This is a genomic window from Flavobacterium sp. 28YEA47A (genome assembly GCF_041262125.1).
Lineage (GTDB): Bacteria > Bacteroidota > Bacteroidia > Flavobacteriales > Flavobacteriaceae > Flavobacterium.
The window spans coordinates 123,400-140,706 of record NZ_JBGCCI010000005.1; the positions used below are offsets into that span (position 1 = coordinate 123,400).

Genomic DNA, 17,307 nt, shown 5'->3' on the forward strand with positions numbered 1-17,307 from the left:
AACAATTAAGAGTATCAAAAAATTTAAAAAAATAGTATTTCGTACCTTACTGGGTATAATTCTACTTTTGCTGTTACTCGGCATTGCTCTTTCACTGCCTTTTGTTCAAACTAAAATCGCACATTACGTTACCGAAACATTAAATGAAGATTATGGAACAGACATTAATGTTGACCAGGTCGCTATTTCAATTTTTGGCGGTGTGAAACTAAAAACGGTACTGATTAGGGACCATCACAAAGATACCCTGATTTATGCGAATTCCATCAAAACTAATATTTTAAGTTTCAAAAAACTCAAATCAGGAGATTTGATGTTTGGAGATATATATGCGGATAAGCTTTTCTTTAATCTTAAAAATTACAAAGGCGAAAAAGAATCCAATATCAATGTTTTTGTAGGATTGTTTGAAACCGGTAAAAAATCACACAAACCTTTCCAGCTCAATGCAGATAATATTTATCTGACCAAAAGCCATTTCAGGGTTACTAATGAGAATGCGATTACCAAAACAAGCGTAGACTTTACAAAAATGGATGCCAGCGTACGTAAATTTAGGATTTACGGAAGCGATATCACCACAGAAATACGAAGGCTCGCCTTTCATGACCATAGAGGATTGAATGTAAAGGATTTGACAGGAAAATTCAGCTATTCGAAAGAAAGTATTCTTCTGAAAGAACTGACTCTTTTGACGAAAGAATCGAATTTAAAAGGAAATGTAGTGCTTACTTACAAAGAAGGCGGGTTGGCTGATTTTGTAAACAAAGTCCATTTTGATGTGGATGTGGATTCTGCCTCAATTTCTACAAATGACCTGAATCATTTCTACAATGAATTCGGCAAAAACAAGAAATTTAATTTTTCGACGATCTTAAGTGGGACAATGAATGATTTTTTTACCCGCAATCTAAAGCTGATTGTGGATAATCATTCCCAGATTGTAGGAGATATTAATTTTAAAAACCTCTTCAATCCGGATAAGGATGCATTTCTTATTCGCGGGGAGTTTAAAAAACTTTCATCAGATTATGCAAACCTAAAAACAATCCTGCCTAGGATACTTGGTGAAAAACTACCTTCGTCACTAGAATATTTAGGCGATTTTGATATTACAGGTAATGCACAAATCACGCATTCTGATGTAAAAGCAGATATTTATCTGACAACTTCTATAGGTGAACTTGCTGCCGACCTTCAGTTGTATGATATTGATAATATTGACAATGCTTCCTATAAAGGAAATATAAACTTTGATAAGTTCAATATAGGAAGGTTTTTAAGACAGAAAGATTTCGGGCCGGTATCATTGGATTTAGAAGTAGCCGGAAAAGGATTTACGCGAAAATTTTTGGATACAAAAGTGAGCGGCAAAATTTACAGCCTGAATTTCAAAAAATACAATTACAAAAATATCGAGGTAGACGGTACGTTTAAAAATCCGTTGTTCCAAGGAAAGGTTGTCGTAAATGACGAGAATTTAAAAATGGATTTCAAAGGATTGCTTGATTTGAGCAAATCGGAAAACCGTTATGATTTCCATGCCCTGATTGATTATGCCGATTTGAATAAGCTGAATCTTGTCAAAAGAGATTCAATTTCACTTTTTAAAGGTGATGTTACAATGCAGATTACAGGAAACAGCATCGACAATATGTATGGCGACATTTCGATTTCGCAGACTTCGTATCAAAACCAGAAAGATATCTATTTCTTTGATGATTTTACAATACAGTCGCGTTTTGATGAAAACAGGGTACGCTCTATCATAATCAACTCTCCGGATATTATCAAAGGACAGATAGTAGGGAAATATGAATTTAAGCAGGTACCAAAGATTATTGAAAATGCAATAGGTAGCTTATATACCAATTATAAACCGAATAAGGTCAAGCCTGGGCAGTTTTTAGATTTTAACCTTTCCGTTTATAATAAGCTTATCGAGGTCTTCCTTCCAGAAGTTTCAATAGGAACCAACACGGTCGTTTCCGGAAAAATGACTTCGGATTCGAATGAATTCAAGATGAACTTCGATTCGCCAGAGATTGAGGCCTATGGAAATTATTTTGATAAAGTCTCTCTCGAAATAGACAATCAGAACCCGCTGTATAATGCCTATATTGAAATGGACAGTATCAAAACAAAGCGTTATAAAATCTCGAATTTTAGTACGATTAACGTAAAGCTTGAAGATACGCTGTTTTTCAGAACCGAATTTAAGGGCGGCAATGAAGCCAAAGACTTTTATAACCTGAACGTTTATCACACTATTGATGAAAAGAACAATAACGTGGTTGGTATTAAGAAATCTGAAGTCAATATCAAGGACTATTTGTGGTTTCTGAATGAAAATGATGCCAATGATAATAAGATTGTTTTTGATAAGAAGTTTAAGAATTTCTCTATCGAGAATATATTGATGACGCATAACAACCAAAGAATTGAACTTGGCGGAATTATTAAAGACAGTACCTATAAAGATCTTAAATTGAGCTTTAAGGAGGTAAGTCTCGGTAAACTACTGCCCGCTATGGACAGCCTGCGTATTGACGGAAAACTGAATGGAGAAATCGATTTTAAACAGAACAAGTCAATTTACCAACCTACTTCTACAATTACAATTGACAGCCTTAACGTGAATAAAATTGCTTTGGGTAATCTTTCTGTGCAGATTCAAGGGAATGAGAACCTGAATAGGTTTAGCGTCAATTCTGTATTGGAAAATAACAATGTCGAAAATTTCATAATTACGGGCGATATAGGAATCTTAAACAAGCAAACGCTTTTTGATCTGGATTTTAAATTCAATAGATTCAATCTCGGAGCGTTGAGTCCGTTAGGAGGTAATGTCATTTCAAGGATTCGTGGATTTGCTACAGGTAACGCCAATTTTGCAGGAACATTAAAAGATCCGCAAATCAACGGAAGGCTTTTCCTGGATGAAGTAGGGCTCAAAGTGCCTTATCTGAATGTTGACTATGAATTTGATGAACGTTCAATTGTTGATTTGACGGAAAACCAATTCCGTTTTAACGATGCAAGAATGACCGATACCAAATACAAGACAAAAGGATATCTCACGGGAAGTATTAAGCACCAAAACTTCAAAAAGTGGATACTTGACCTGAATATACAATCAGACAGATTGCTGGCATTGGATACGAAAGATTCTGATGATGCCATGTATTTTGGTACAGCTTTTATTGCCGGAAAAGCCTCGATAAAAGGACCAACAAACGGATTGTTGATTACTGTAGATGCAGAGTCTAAGCAAGGAACCAACATCAAAATTCCTATAAATTCAGCTGCGGGTGTAGGAAACAATACGTTTATTACTTTCCTTAGCCCGAAAGAAAAATACAATCTGGAAAAAGGTATAACAGAAAAAATTGTAAATAATTCAGGACTTGAATTGCAGTTTGACTTAAAGATTACACCTGAAGCAGAAATAGAGATCATTATTGACCGAAACACGGGACATGCCCTAAAAGGAAAAGGTGATGGTACAATGAGACTTGAAATTAGTACGCTCGGTAAGTTTAATATGTGGGGCGACTTTCAGGTTAGGGAAGGAGAATATAATTTCAAATACGGAGGAATTATCGATAAGAAGTTCTTGGTTAAGAAAGGAAGTTCTATTTCATGGGATGGAGATCCGCTACGGGCGCGTCTGAATATCGATGCGATTTATAAGACACAGGCCAACCCGGCAGTTTTGCAGGATAACGCTTCCTTTAACCGTAAGGTTCCGGTTGAAGTTGTAATTGGATTGACCGGAAACCTGATGAATCCGGATCCTGACTTTACAATTAATTTCCCAACCGTGAGTTCTGTATTGAAATCGGAATTACAGGTAAAACTGGATGATAAGGATACCCGTGTCAACCAGGCACTATCGCTTTTAGCTACTGGAAATTTCCTAAGTTCAGAAAACGCAGGAACGGCAGTATACGGAAGTTTGTTCGAAAGAGCCAGCGGTTTGTTTAATGACCTGTTTCAGGACGAAGATGGTAAATTTACCGTTGCCTTAGATTATCAGATGGCAGACAGAACGCCTACTGCTGAAACCAGCAGTCAGTTTGGAATTGCTATTACGACACAAATCAATGAAAGGATTTCTATCGACGGAAAAGTGGGTGTACCTGTTGGCGGTGTCAACCAATCCGTTATTGTTGGTAATGTAGAAGTGAAATACAGGGTTAATGAAGACGGAACTCTAAATTTAAGAGTATTTAACCGTGAAAATGATATTAACTATATAGGAGAAGGAATTGGATATACACAAGGTCTTGGAGTTTCCTATGAAGTCGATTTTGATACCTTAAAAGAATTATGGTATAAGATTTTTAATATCAAGACCAAAGAAGAAAAAGAAAATACTACAACTGATCATATGCCGGATTCGGATCTTTCTCCTGATTTTATCCAATGGACACAGGATAGAAGGAAAAAGCCGGATACACAAAAGGCTGAAAAACCAAAAACAGAGCAGCCAAAAATTCCAGACATGGATTAATACTAAATACTCATTGTGAACTTTGCGGCTCTGCGTCTTTGCGTGAAAATAATTGCTCGCAAAGACGCAGAGCCGCAAATAAGTTTATAGAAATAGTTCCAATAATGGATTAATCTTTTATCAACTTGGCGATTTTTACCCTATAATTTACAAAAATTACCAACTTCACAGCAACAGAAATAAAAACTTATCAACGAAATCGATTGAAATTCTAATTGTTTCCTAAATTATTAAAAACCCTATCCTTAAAGTAATATTTGTTTGCTAATTTTACAGTATTAACAGCAAATAAATGTCAAAAACAATAAAAAAAATCGGCGTACTGACATCTGGAGGAGATTCTCCGGGGATGAACGCCGCTATCCGTTCGGTTGTCAGAACCTGCGCTTATCATAACATTGAATGTATCGGAATCTACAGAGGATACCAAGGTATGATCGAAGGCGATTTTAAAGAAATGGGACCTCGAAGCGTAAACAATATCATCAATAAAGGTGGAACGATTTTAAAATCAGCCCGCTCTAAAGAATTCATGACTGAAGAAGGCAGAAAAAAAGCGCATAGCAATTTGTCTGCTGCAGGTGTAGAAGCCTTGGTTGTTATTGGTGGTGACGGAAGTTTTACCGGAGGTTTGGTTTTTAACAAAGAATATGACTTCCCAATTATTGGAATTCCGGGAACTATTGACAATGATATTTACGGAACTACCCACACATTAGGATATGACACTGCTTTAAATACTGTTGTAGAAGCTATCGATAAAATCAGAGATACGGCAAGTTCCCACAACCGACTTTTCTTTGTAGAAGTTATGGGACGTGATGCCGGCCATATTGCCCTAAATGCGGGAATTGGTGCAGGAGCAGAAGAAATATTAATTCCGGAAGAAGATCTGGGACTGGAGCGATTATTAGAATCGTTACGCAAAAGTAAACTATCTGGAAAATCATCTAGCATTGTAGTAATAGCGGAAGGAGATAAAATCGGAAAAAATGTTTTCGAACTAAAAGATTATGTTGAAGAAAACATGCCGGAATATGACGTTCGTGTTTCTGTTTTAGGACATATGCAGCGTGGTGGAGCACCTTCTTGCTTTGACCGTGTCTTGGCTAGTCGATTGGGAGTTAAGGCCGTAGAATCGATCCTAGACGGAAAGAGCAATTATATGGTAGGACTTCTGAATGACAAGATTGAACTGACTCCTTTAGAACAAGCTATCAAAGGTCATTCGCAAATAGACAGGGAGCTGTTACGAGTATCGGATATCATGACGACTTAATTTTTAGTCGCAATTTCCCACAAACAAGTAAATAAACAAATTATATAATCGGCAGAAAGCGCGCGCTTAAAGCCCAAAGCAAGTAAAAAATGTCAAAAGTAAAATTAGGAATAAACGGTTTCGGTAGAATTGGTCGAATCGTTTTCAGAGAAACCATAAATAGAGATAACGTAGAAGTAGTAGCCATTAACGACTTATTAGATGTAGAACATTTGGCCTACCTATTAAAATATGATTCGGTACACGGTCGTTTTGCAGGAACAGTTGAAGTAAAAGACGGAAAACTTTTTGTGAATGATAGGCTGATACGTGTAACAGCAGAAAAAGATCCTTCTGTATTAAAATGGGACGAAGTAGGAGTAGATGTAGTAGCAGAATGTACCGGAATTTTCACAACTCTTGAAAAAGCAAACGAGCACATCAAAGGCGGAGCTAAAAAAGTTGTAATTTCAGCACCATCAGCAGACGCTCCAATGTTTGTTATGGGAGTAAACCACACAAAAGCTACAGCCGCAGATACGATTGTTTCTAATGCTTCATGTACAACAAACTGTTTGGCTCCATTAGCGAAAGTAATCAATGACAATTTCGGAATTGTTGAAGGATTAATGACAACGGTTCATGCGACAACGGCAACACAATTGACAGTTGACGGACCTTCCCGTAAGGATTTCCGTGGCGGAAGAGCTGCTCTTTTAAATATTATTCCGGCTTCTACCGGTGCTGCTAAAGCAGTAGGAAAAGTAATCCCGGAATTGAACGGAAAATTGACAGGGATGTCGATGCGTGTTCCAAACGCCGACGTTTCTGTAGTAGATTTGACCGTAAAACTTCAGAAAGAAACTACTTATGATGATATCATGAAAGTATTGAAAAATGCTTCAGAAACAGACTATAAAGGTATTATCGGATATACTGAAGATGATGTGGTTTCTCAGGACTTTATTTCAGATTCTCGCACTTCAATCGTGGATGCTAAAGCGGGTATCGGGCTAAACTCGACTTTCTTTAAGCTCGTTTCCTGGTATGATAATGAATACGGATATTCGAGCAAACTAATTGATTTATCTGTACATATCGCACAATTGTAATTAATAATTGAATGGTCCCGTCATTACTATTGACGGGACTTTTTTATTTTCAGAAACAATCTATACATATTCCCAAACCATTTTTTCCTTACTTTAGTTTTTTAAATCTTTCCTGGACTACAATTCCAGGGCGGGTTTGTTATAAAAATAAAGAGGATTAAGAAGCTGTTTTTTACGGCTTCGGCAGTAATTATGAAACAAACTAACAAACCATAAATGAAATTATTAGTAGATAGTGGCTCAACAAAGGCAGATTGGATTGCATTAGATGATAATGGCAATAAGTTGTTTACCACGCAATCTTTAGGACTAAATCCTGAAGTTTTAGATAAAAAAGAAGTTATTGAGCGCTTGGAAGACCGTTTCGATATCTATCATAACCGTAAGGACGTAACGCATCTTTTTTTCTATGGAGCCGGATGCGGCACAGACCGTATGAAAAATTCACTTTCTGAAACGTTCAAGGAATTTTTTCCACATGCAGAAGTATCTGTAAAGGAAGACACATACGCAGCGGCTTATGCGACAAACCCGACTAATGAAAAGGCAATCATATCGATTTTAGGAACGGGTTCTAATTGCAGTTACTTTGATGGAGTAGAATTGCACCAAAAAATACAATCGTTAGGCTATATTGCTATGGATGATTGTAGTGGCAACCGTTTTGGTAGGGATTTAATCCGTGCTTATTATTTTAACAAGATGCCTAAACATTTGGCTTCTCTTTTTGAAAAGGAATATGATTTGGACCCAGATGTGATCAAAAACCATTTATATAAGCAGGCCAATCCAAATGCCTATCTGGCAACATTTGCTAAATTCCTTATCCAACATAAAGATGATGAATTTATCCAAAAACTCGTATTCGAAGCGATGCAGGTTTTTGTAGATAATTACATCACTCAATTTGAAGACTGTCGTGAAGTACCGGTTCATTTTGTAGGTTCCATCGCTTTTTACCTGAAAGATGAATTAAAGCAAGTACTTGATAAAAACGGTTTGAAACTGGGCAATGTTTTAAGAAGACCGATTGACGGACTAATAGAATACCACAAGATTAACTAAATCGTAAATACAAAAAAGCCGCTCCAATTGGAGCGGCTTTTTTATTTTATATAAGGTAAAGAAATTTCTATAATCCACTAATCAGTGCTATTGAAACTATTTCATAGCAATCATCGAAATTTCAACATTCACGCCTTTTGGCAATCCTGCCACTTGCACGGTTTCTCTTGCCGGAGCAGTTTTTTCATCAAAATAACTTCCATACACGGTATTTATTCTTGCGAAATTGCCCATGTCCATAATAAAAATGGATGTCTTTATTACATTTTCAAAAGTCATTCCAGCTTCTTCCAAAACAGCTTTCATATTTTCCATTACTTGTTTGGTTTCGGTTTCGATATCATCTAAAACCAGTTCGCCAGTTTCCGGATTGATAGCAATCTGTCCTGAAGTAAAAAGAGTATTGCCAAATGCTACAGCCTGATTATATGGCCCTATTGGCGCCGGAGCTTTTTCTGTAAATATTATTTTTTTCATACTAAATTTGGATTAACGTAATCTTCTGTCTGGTTGTCTTCTCTTATCCCACTTAATATCGCTCAATACTGAAGATTTGATTCCTATAAAGAATCCCCAGGACGTGTAATCTCCAAGAGGAATCCAGTTAAAATCCATTCTCCAGCTTAATAAATCTCTTTCAAAACGAAGTTGAGTAAAGGTAACACCTTTCTGAACAAAGTCATAACCAGTTGATACTCCCACTTTCCATCGCGGTGTCAGGTCGATATTTCCGGAAATCATTAGGGAATTGTTTGTTATTTGATTTTGTCGGGCGGAATTATTATAGGTTAGGGAATAGGCCAGGTTCAGATTCCATGGAAGCAGAGCATGATAGAATTTTGTCCTTTTTTCCGCTTTCTCCGTATCGTCGTCATTAAATTGGCTTTGCCTGTTGTCTCCTAAATCTCTTGCAGTTCCAAACAAATCATCTTCACGTCCTCCGTTTCTTAATCCTTGATTTTTCAATGGATCAGATCGGTCATTTTCGTTTGTTCCATCTGAGCTTGAGAATGAATAGTTAATAGTAACATTGGCACTTGACAGACGGAATAGGCTTCCTCCATTGTCAATATTGAACTTGTCTATTCTTCTATTGGCGTTATCCAGAGCGTAAGGATCAAGAGTAGCAGCGAAGTTAATGTTCATTTTCTCTTTAAACAGGGCAGTACCACCACTCACACGTAAAGGAGCTAATTTAAGCGAGTCGGCAGTCATATCGTATGAAGTAGAGAGGTTCAGGTTGTTCAACAACATAACCTTTTTGGCTTCCGTCTTGGTGCTATCTTTGTCTGTTACTTTTGCCTCAAACGTATTACTCAAGCTAAATCCAATATTGTTGGAAATGTTTTTTCCTGGTGCTCCATAAATTCCTCCTTCAAAACGAGTATATTCTTTTAGCATAGTTCCCGTTCCATCTGGATCGTAAGTATCATAATATTTTGAAAAGCTTGGGGTATAGCTATAAGAAAGCGAAGGTCTCATAACGTGACGTATCGCTTGTATTTTTTTGGTTTCTCCAAAATTGAACGTACCATAAACGGTTGTACCTATACTACTGGAGAAATTATAAGTTCTGAATGCATCAAACCCACGAATATCAAGGTTGTCTATTTTTTGAGTTACCGGATTGAAACGTTTTTCGATAGTTTTCAGATACCAGACTTCGTTATAGCTTCCACCGGTAGATACGCTAAAATATTTAAAAACTTTGAAGTTTGTGCTGACAGGAATTGTATGCTGGAAACCAACGCGTGCGTCCCTAAACATCTGAGGTTTGAAAAACAAAGAATCTTTGGTAGATATTTGGTTTTGAGCGTTTAGGTTGTACTGGAAGTTGATGTTTTTTATAAATCCTTTTTTAGTTTCATCTTCAGAAGCAAATGGGAAGATTCGGTCAACGCTACCTTGAAATGTTGGTAAAGTCATGTTAATACTTTCAGTCTGCGTGTTTTGGGAATGCGTAGCCGTAACGGACATATTCACCTGCGGAACCGAATTAAAAGTTTTGGAATAGGAAACAGAAGAGGTTAATGTATTATTTAATGCAGAACCTACGTTAGCCTGGTTCATAGACCGCTGGTAATATTTACTACTTCCTAAGTTTACTGAGGCAGAAAATCTGGAATTAGGATTGGCCTTTGGATCTTGTGTATGTGACCATTGGATATTATACTGTGTTGCTTTGGTATAATCAGGAAAACCACGTTCACTTTGGATCTGATTTTCAAAACGAATATTTACGTTGCCTCGGAATTTGTATCGCTGTACATAACTGGATTCAAAACGCATGGCATAACTTCCGTTGGTATAATAATCCCCCAGAATGGCAAGGTCATAATTGTCTGAAAGAGCAAGATAGAGACCTCCGTTTTGTAATGCAAAACCCTGTCTGTTTGTGTTGTTAGGCGAGGGAAGGATTAAACCTGAGGTTCCTTTGTTTGACATAGGAAAAAAAGCAAAAGGAATTCCTAAAGGTGTCGGGACATCGGCAATAACCATATTGGTAAGTCCTACAACAGCTTTTTTTCCTGGCACAAGTTTTAGCCTACGGGCAAGAAAGTAGTATTCCGGATCGTCAATATTCTTTGAAGTAGTTATTCTCGCATTCTTAATGAAATAAACAGAATCGTTTTCTTTTTTTGTGATCTCTCCCTTAATATTTAATTCGCCTTGAGTAGATCGGGAGTTCCATACCAGCGCTTTTTTAGTAACCGTATTAAAACGAATAGAATCGGGTTCGATAACGTTGTCTCCTTGCTTAAAAACAGGGCGTTGAGTGTAATTTCCGAGTGAATCCTTAATCCTTCCGGCATACACTTCGTTCTTTTCATAATCCATAACAATGATTCCTGCTTTAAGCTCGAAATCCTGATAATACAGTTCTGCTTTGTTATAAAGAGTAAGCTGCTTTTTTTTCTGATCCATTTTTTCATAATCTACAGCCTTACGTTTTATTCTGCTTTCTAAAAATGCTTTTTTAACGGGTTTTGTAGTGTCTTGCGCGGTAGAATCGACAGGTTTAACCAGGTCAGACAAGCTTACGGTAGCAGTATCTTTTTTTGTATTTGGCTGTTTTTCAGCAGCTATTGTAGTAGATTTATTTTTTCCTTCTTGAGAATAAGTTTCCGCGGTTCCTAATGTTAGGAAAATTGCTGATAAAACGATATGAAATAAGTTTGTGCGCAAAGGTTTAAATACTATTTTTGTAAAAATATGGCTTAATTTTTGACGTGCCAAACTTACATATATTTTTCCATCAAAAATAAGGAAATATCAAAATTATAGCCATAGCATTTTTATTTAAATTAACTTTAGCAACATATGTACATCCATAAGAAATTCAAACATTCGCTCGTCATATTAGCCTGTATTGTATCTTTTGCTGCTTTTGGACAATCAGGGGATAAATTTAAAGTAGTTCTTGATGCGGGTCATGGTTCAAAAGATTTTGGGGCAGTAAAAAATAACTTCGTTGAAAAAAACATTGCACTTGCTGTTGCTTTAAAGGTGGGAAGATTGCTGGACAAGCAGCCTAATGTTGATGTAGTATACACAAGAAACACGGATGTATTTATCGAACTTGTAGAACGTGCCAATATTGCAAACAGAGCAAATGCTGATTTGTTTGTTTCGATACACTGTAATTCGAATCCAAATTCTGAAGCTTTCGGAACAGAAACGTATGTAATGGGTCTTACTAAGGTAAAATCGAACCTTGAAGTAGCGAAAAACGAAAACGAGGTAATTACTCTTGAAGCAGATTATAAGGTAAAGTATGCGGGTTACGATCCAAAATCACCGGAATCTTTAATAGGTATTACACTAATACAGGAAGAGCACCTTGATCAGAGTATTGCTGTGGCAAGTAAAATCCAGGATAATTTCACACAACAATTAAGTCGTAAGAGCAGAGGAGTAAAACAGGCGCCTTTTATGGTACTGCACAAAACATCTATGCCTAGCGTTTTGATTGAAATGGGATTTTTATCGAATAAGACTGAAGGACAATATCTGAATTCTGAAGAAGGCCAAAACGAAATTGCAAAAGCTATAGCCGACGCAATTATGGGTTACAAAAAAGAATATTACGGAGGTACCTCCATAGAAAATAAAATTGATAAAGAAGCACTAAAAGTTGAAAGACCAAAAGAAGTGGCTTCGACTGCAAAGAAAGACAGTGCTAAAGCTCCGGTTACTAAGGTTCCTGAGCCTAAAAAACCAGAAGTAAAGACTGCTGAAACAAAAACAGATTCAAAAACAGATTCAAAAGGCGTATTGTTTAAAGTACAGATTTCAGCAAGCGGTACCAAACTCGATCTTGTTCCTAGCAATTTTAAAGGCCTGGATAATATTTCGATGATTTCTGAAGGCAATCTATATAAATATATGTATGGCGAAACCAGTGATTATGAAAAAGCAAAAGAACTGGTACAAGAAGCCAAATCAAAAGGATTTACCACTTCCTATCTTATAGCCTTTAAAAATGGCAAAAAAATCAGTATCCAAGAAGCATTAAAATAGCTTGTTGGAGAAGCGTTTGAAATTATTTAATTAAATTTGTTTAAAAACACCGAAGCTTTGAAAATATCAAGAGAAGTCAAAACAGCTATTTTAGTAATTTCCTCAATATTATTGTTTATTTGGGGATATAGTTTTTTAAAAGGAAGAGATCTTTTTAACGATTACAAGACATTTTATGCCGTATATGACGAAGTAGAAGGGCTGGCTCCTTCTGCACCTATAACTATTAATGGTCTTGCTGTTGGTAAAGTTAATAGCATTACCTTAAATGGAAACGGAAAATTATTAGTAGAACTTCAGGTGAAAACCGATTTTCCTATATCGAAATCAAGCGTTGCTAAAATTTATGAGCCGAGTTTTATTGGCGGAAAAAGCATTGCCATTATTCCAAATTTCAAAGACCCTGTAGAAGCTGAGAACGGACAAATTTTATTGACAGATGTAAAACCGGGCATGCTTTCATCTATAGGTGATAAACTTTCACCGCTACAACAAAAAGTTGAAAAGACGGTAGTCTCTGCAGATAGCTTACTAGTAAATATCAATAACATTTTTGATAAAAAAACACAAGAGAATCTAAAGGCTTCTATTGCTGAATTGGCTTCAACCATGAAAGAGTTCAGTCAGGCTGCAAAAGGAGTGAATTCATTAATTGCAGACAATAAGTCAAAAATTGATAACACTTTTGCAAACCTGGATCATACATCGTCAAATTTCTCTAAACTTTCCGATTCAATAGCACAGGCTAATTTAGGACAGGCAGTGAAGAAACTTGAAAAATCACTTGCAAATGTAGACAACATCATCAACGATGTACAGGCAGGAAAAGGTTCTTTAGGAAAGCTGCTTAAAGATGAAGGAATGTACAAAAATCTGGAAGGTGCATCACTTGAGCTAAAACAATTGCTTGCTGACCTGAAAAATAATCCGAAGCGTTATGTACACTTCTCTGTTTTCGGAAAAAAAGGAACACCGTACGTAGAGCCTAAAACCGAAACAAAAAAGATAAAAGATACTATTAAAAACTAGGAAAGCGGATGAGCTATATCGATAATATATTATTTGCGGTTTTACTGGCTGTTGGTTTTGGATATTTTATATCAAACGTTAAAAAACTCATCCGTAACATCAAGCTGGGGCAAGATGTGGATCGTTCTGACAATAAAAAGGAACGATGGGCGAATATGGCCAGGATAGCTTTAGGCCAATCCAAAATGGTTAAACGACCAATTGCCGGAATACTTCACATAATTGTCTATATTGGATTTGTTGTCATTAATATAGAGCTTTTAGAAATTATCATTGATGGTCTTTTCGGTACGCATAGAGTTTTTGCTTTTATGGGTATGGCATACAATATATTAATCGGGTCTTTTGAGATATTGGCTATTTTGGTTCTGGTTGCCGTAATTACTTTTTTGGCAAGAAGAAACATTATTAAGTTAAAGCGATTTATTCATAACGATTTAAAAGGCTGGCCAAAAAGTGATGCCAATTATATCCTTTATTTTGAAATCGTCCTAATGTGTCTTTTCTTATTGATGAATGCTGCCGATTTGACTCTGCAACATAGAGGAGCGCCTCATTTTATAGAGGCAGGTGCATTTCCAATTAGTCAGTTTATAACTCCAATATTTAATAGTATAAATACTGAAACGCTTCTTATTTTAGAAAGAGTTTTCTGGTGGATGCATATTATAGGGATTTTAACCTTCATGAATTATCTTTATTTTTCGAAGCATTTGCACATCCTTTTGGCTTTTCCAAATACCTATTTCGCAGACCTGAATCCTCTTGGAAAATTTAATAACCTGGAATCGGTAACCAAAGAAGTTAAGTTAATGATGGACCCGAATGCAGATCCGTTTGCTGCTCCGCCGGCTGATACTGACGCTGCTCCTGCAAAATTCGGAGCAAGTGATATTCAGGATCTAAACTGGGTACAGTTGTTAAATGCTTATACTTGTACGGAATGTGGGCGTTGCACGTCTTCTTGTCCGGCAAACCTGACAGGAAAAAAACTATCGCCTAGAAAAATCATGATGGATACGCGTGACAGGGCAGAAGAAGTAGGAAGAAACATCGATGCCAATAAAGGCGTTTTTGTACCAGATAATAAAACATTACTAAACGATTATATTACTGCCGAAGAACTTTGGGCATGTACAAGCTGTAATGCCTGTGTTGAAGAATGTCCGGTTAATATTAGTCCGCTTTCTATTATTATGGATATGAGACGTTATCTTGTAATGGAACAAAGTGCAGCTCCAATGTCATTGAATGCTATGATGACCAATGTTGAAAACAATGGAGCACCATGGCAGTACAGTCAACAGGACAGGCTGAATTGGAAAAACGAAAACTAAAAAACAGTAGCTATTTGATAGTTCCATTAACTAATTAGTTTACAATGAAAACAGAAGATATCGATAAAAATTTAATGTCGGCTACCGAAAACGGAGAGCAGATCAGTCCGATATTGCCTGAAGGAATTAAAAACTACCTTATTGATATTGACGGAACTATTTGTGATGATATTCCGAACGAACAGCCTGAAAGAATGCTGACTGCTGCGGTATATCCTGATGCACTTGCAACTTTGAATCGATGGTATGACGAAGGACATGTAATTTTCTTTTTCACATCGAGAACAGAAGCGCATCGCGAAATCACTGAACAGTGGTTAAAAATACACGGATTCAAATACCACGGAATGGTTATGGGAAAACCGAGAGGCGGTAACTACCATTGGATTGATAATCACTTGGTGAAAGCAACCCGTTACAGAGGAAAGTTTACAGATCTTGTAGAGAAAGAAGTGACCATACAGGTTTTTGATGACGGAAAACACGAATAAAAAAGGGTAAAACTATATAAATACCCGAAACGAAACTATACAAAATATGTCAGAAGTTTTATCAGTGCCAACAATGGCCGAAATGTTAGCTCAAGGAAAACAGCCGGAAGTACTCTTTTGGGTAGGTTGTGCCGGAAGTTTTGACGATAGGGCAAAAAAAATAACCAAAGCTTTTGTTAAGATATTAAACAGGGCAGACGTTTCGTTTGCTGTGCTTGGTACGGAAGAAAGTTGTACAGGAGATCCTGCCAAAAGAGCTGGAAATGAATTTTTGTTCCAGATGCAGGCCATGATGAATATTGAGGTGCTGAATGCCTACGAAGCAAAAAAGATAGTAACCGCTTGTCCGCATTGTTTTAATACATTAAAAAATGAATATCCGGAATTAGGAGGGACTTATGAAGTTGTGCATCATACACAGTTTTTAAAATCTCTTTTAGACGAAGGAAGGCTTACTATTGAAGGCGGTCAGTTCAAAGGAAAAAGAATTACTTTCCATGACCCTTGTTATCTTGGAAGAGCCAATAAAATTTATGAAGCGCCTAGAGAGCTGATTCAAAAACTTGACGTTGAACTTGTCGAAATGAAACGTTCAAAAGCAAATGGATTATGCTGTGGTGCTGGTGGCGCTCAAATGTTTAAAGATGCGGAACCAGGAAACAAAGAAGTAAATATTGAGCGTACGGAAGATGCTCTTGAAACCGCTCCTCAGATTATTGCTGCCGGCTGTCCGTTTTGCAACACCATGCTTACTGATGGTGTAAAACATAAAGAAAAAGAGGCAGAGATAAAAGTGATGGATGTTGCAGAATTGATAGCTAATGCTAAAGATCTGTAAAAAGCTATAATCTAAGAAATCAATTCCTCCGATGAAAAAATTACTGTTTGTATTTGTACTGTCATTATTTTGCCTGAGTGCTAAAAGCCAGGATATTCTTGATGTATTAACAAAAGAAGTCTGCTCCTGTGTTAATGAAAAAATGAAAACACTGAAAGATGCAACAGCAGAACAAAGACAAATGCAATTAGGATTGTGTATTGTTTCAAGCTATTCAAACCATGAAAAAGAAGTAACCGCCAAATATGGCGATATTATTGAAACCGAAGGAGCTATGGAAAAATTAGGTAGTGATGTAGGAATGAAAATGGTGAGTATTTGTCCAGATTTATTGATGATGTTTGCTGACATGGAAGCTGATGAAGCAGAAGCGGAAGAAATTCCGGCGCTTAGTTTGGAGGGAAAGATAGTAGAAATAAAATCAGAACAGTTCCTTACTGTTGTTGTCAAAGATAATTCAGGTAGAAACCATACTCTTATGGTATTGACATTCTTTGAAGACTCGAATCTCTTGATAGAGAATAAACTCAAGAAAAATGACAAAGTTTCCGTTGAATATTGGGAACAAGAATTTTATGATCCAAAAGCCAAGGATTTCAGGAATTACAAAGTGATCCAAGGCATAAAAAAAATACAATAATTATGTATATTCCTTTTGAAAATATGCCAGACGAATCAAAAATCTGGATATACCAGTCCAATAGAAAATTCTCAGATGATGAAATGGCTGAAATCGAATCAGACCTTAAAGCATTTGTTGAAAATTGGGCAGCTCACGGAACAGGTCTTGAAGCATCGTATTTGCTACAATACAATAGATTTATCATCTTAGCCGTAAATCAGGAAGTACAATCGGCAACGGGTTGTTCTATAGATAGTTCGGTTCAATTTATACAACAACTAGAGCAGAAATACGGCGTTGATTTATTGGATAAGATGAATGTTACTTTCAAGCTAGGTGAACATATTGCCCACAAACCATTGGTCGAATTTAAAAAAATGGCCAAAGAAAAAGCCGTTTCGGCAAACACAATTGTTTTCAATAATCTCGTTAACACTATAGGAGAATGGCATGAATATTGGGAAGTTCCAGCAAAAGAAAGCTGGCATAGCCGTTTCTTCTAAACCAAATTTTTTTTG

Annotated in this window: 13 protein-coding genes; 11 read left to right on the forward strand and 2 right to left on the reverse strand. The window is 36.6% G+C overall.

Features of this window, described 5'->3' with window-relative positions:
• The first annotated feature begins 67 nt into the window (after positions 1–67).
• The 4 genes from ABH942_RS08695 to ABH942_RS08710 all read left to right on the forward strand — a co-directional run bounded on the left by ABH942_RS08695 (position 68) and on the right by ABH942_RS08710 (position 7,951).
• Positions 68–4,516 (forward strand): translocation/assembly module TamB domain-containing protein, encoded by a 4,449-nt coding sequence (locus ABH942_RS08695; RefSeq protein WP_370031102.1) that lies wholly within the window; start codon positions 68–70, stop codon positions 4,514–4,516.
• Positions 4,517–4,808: 292 nt separating this feature from the next.
• Positions 4,809–5,795: a 6-phosphofructokinase gene (pfkA, locus tag ABH942_RS08700; protein WP_370031103.1), complete on the forward strand. Its 987-nt coding sequence runs from the start codon at positions 4,809–4,811 to the stop codon at positions 5,793–5,795.
• A gap of 89 nt (positions 5,796–5,884) precedes the next feature.
• Positions 5,885–6,886, forward strand: a complete 1,002-nt coding sequence (gene gap / locus ABH942_RS08705) for a type I glyceraldehyde-3-phosphate dehydrogenase (protein WP_370031105.1) — start codon at positions 5,885–5,887, stop codon at positions 6,884–6,886.
• Positions 6,887–7,102: 216 nt separating this feature from the next.
• Positions 7,103–7,951 (forward strand): BadF/BadG/BcrA/BcrD ATPase family protein, encoded by an 849-nt coding sequence (locus ABH942_RS08710; RefSeq protein WP_370031107.1) that lies wholly within the window; start codon positions 7,103–7,105, stop codon positions 7,949–7,951.
• Between the two features lie 96 nt (positions 7,952–8,047).
• Here ABH942_RS08710 and ABH942_RS08715 read toward each other — a convergent pair whose 3' ends face one another.
• Together ABH942_RS08715 and ABH942_RS08720 are read right to left on the reverse strand one after the other, a co-directional pair.
• A complete protein-coding gene (locus ABH942_RS08715; RefSeq protein ID WP_370031109.1) occupies positions 8,048–8,428 on the reverse strand; it encodes a RidA family protein in 381 nt (126 codons plus the stop codon).
• Between the two features lie 12 nt (positions 8,429–8,440).
• Complete coding sequence (locus ABH942_RS08720; protein ID WP_370031111.1) at positions 8,441–11,188, reverse strand: putative LPS assembly protein LptD; 2,748 nt, start codon at positions 11,186–11,188, stop codon at positions 8,441–8,443.
• 84 nt (positions 11,189–11,272) lie between these two features.
• Between ABH942_RS08720 and ABH942_RS08725 the strand changes: the two genes are divergently transcribed.
• Genes ABH942_RS08725 through ABH942_RS08755 form a run of 7 tightly spaced genes read left to right on the forward strand, consistent with a single transcriptional unit; the run spans position 11,273 to position 17,292 of the window.
• The gene (locus ABH942_RS08725) at positions 11,273–12,472 is read left to right on the forward strand and encodes an N-acetylmuramoyl-L-alanine amidase (protein WP_370031113.1); all 1,200 of its coding nucleotides are present in this window, start codon (positions 11,273–11,275) and stop codon (positions 12,470–12,472) included.
• 57 nt (positions 12,473–12,529) lie between these two features.
• Positions 12,530–13,501: an MlaD family protein gene (locus ABH942_RS08730; protein WP_370031115.1), complete on the forward strand. Its 972-nt coding sequence runs from the start codon at positions 12,530–12,532 to the stop codon at positions 13,499–13,501.
• Positions 13,502–13,509: 8 nt separating this feature from the next.
• A complete protein-coding gene (locus ABH942_RS08735) occupies positions 13,510–14,838 on the forward strand; it encodes a 4Fe-4S dicluster domain-containing protein (RefSeq protein ID WP_370031117.1) in 1,329 nt (442 codons plus the stop codon).
• A 44-nt stretch (positions 14,839–14,882) separates the two neighbouring features.
• A complete protein-coding gene (locus ABH942_RS08740) occupies positions 14,883–15,329 on the forward strand; it encodes a phosphoheptose isomerase (protein WP_370031119.1) in 447 nt (148 codons plus the stop codon).
• A 46-nt stretch (positions 15,330–15,375) separates the two neighbouring features.
• Positions 15,376–16,167, forward strand: coding sequence for a (Fe-S)-binding protein (locus ABH942_RS08745; protein WP_370031121.1), 792 nt, complete (start codon positions 15,376–15,378; stop codon positions 16,165–16,167).
• 31 nt (positions 16,168–16,198) lie between these two features.
• A complete protein-coding gene (locus ABH942_RS08750) occupies positions 16,199–16,807 on the forward strand; it encodes a hypothetical protein (RefSeq protein ID WP_370031123.1) in 609 nt (202 codons plus the stop codon).
• 2 nt (positions 16,808–16,809) lie between these two features.
• Positions 16,810–17,292 (forward strand): ABC transporter ATPase, encoded by a 483-nt coding sequence (locus ABH942_RS08755; RefSeq protein WP_370031125.1) that lies wholly within the window; start codon positions 16,810–16,812, stop codon positions 17,290–17,292.
• Positions 17,293–17,307: the final 15 nt, after the last annotated feature.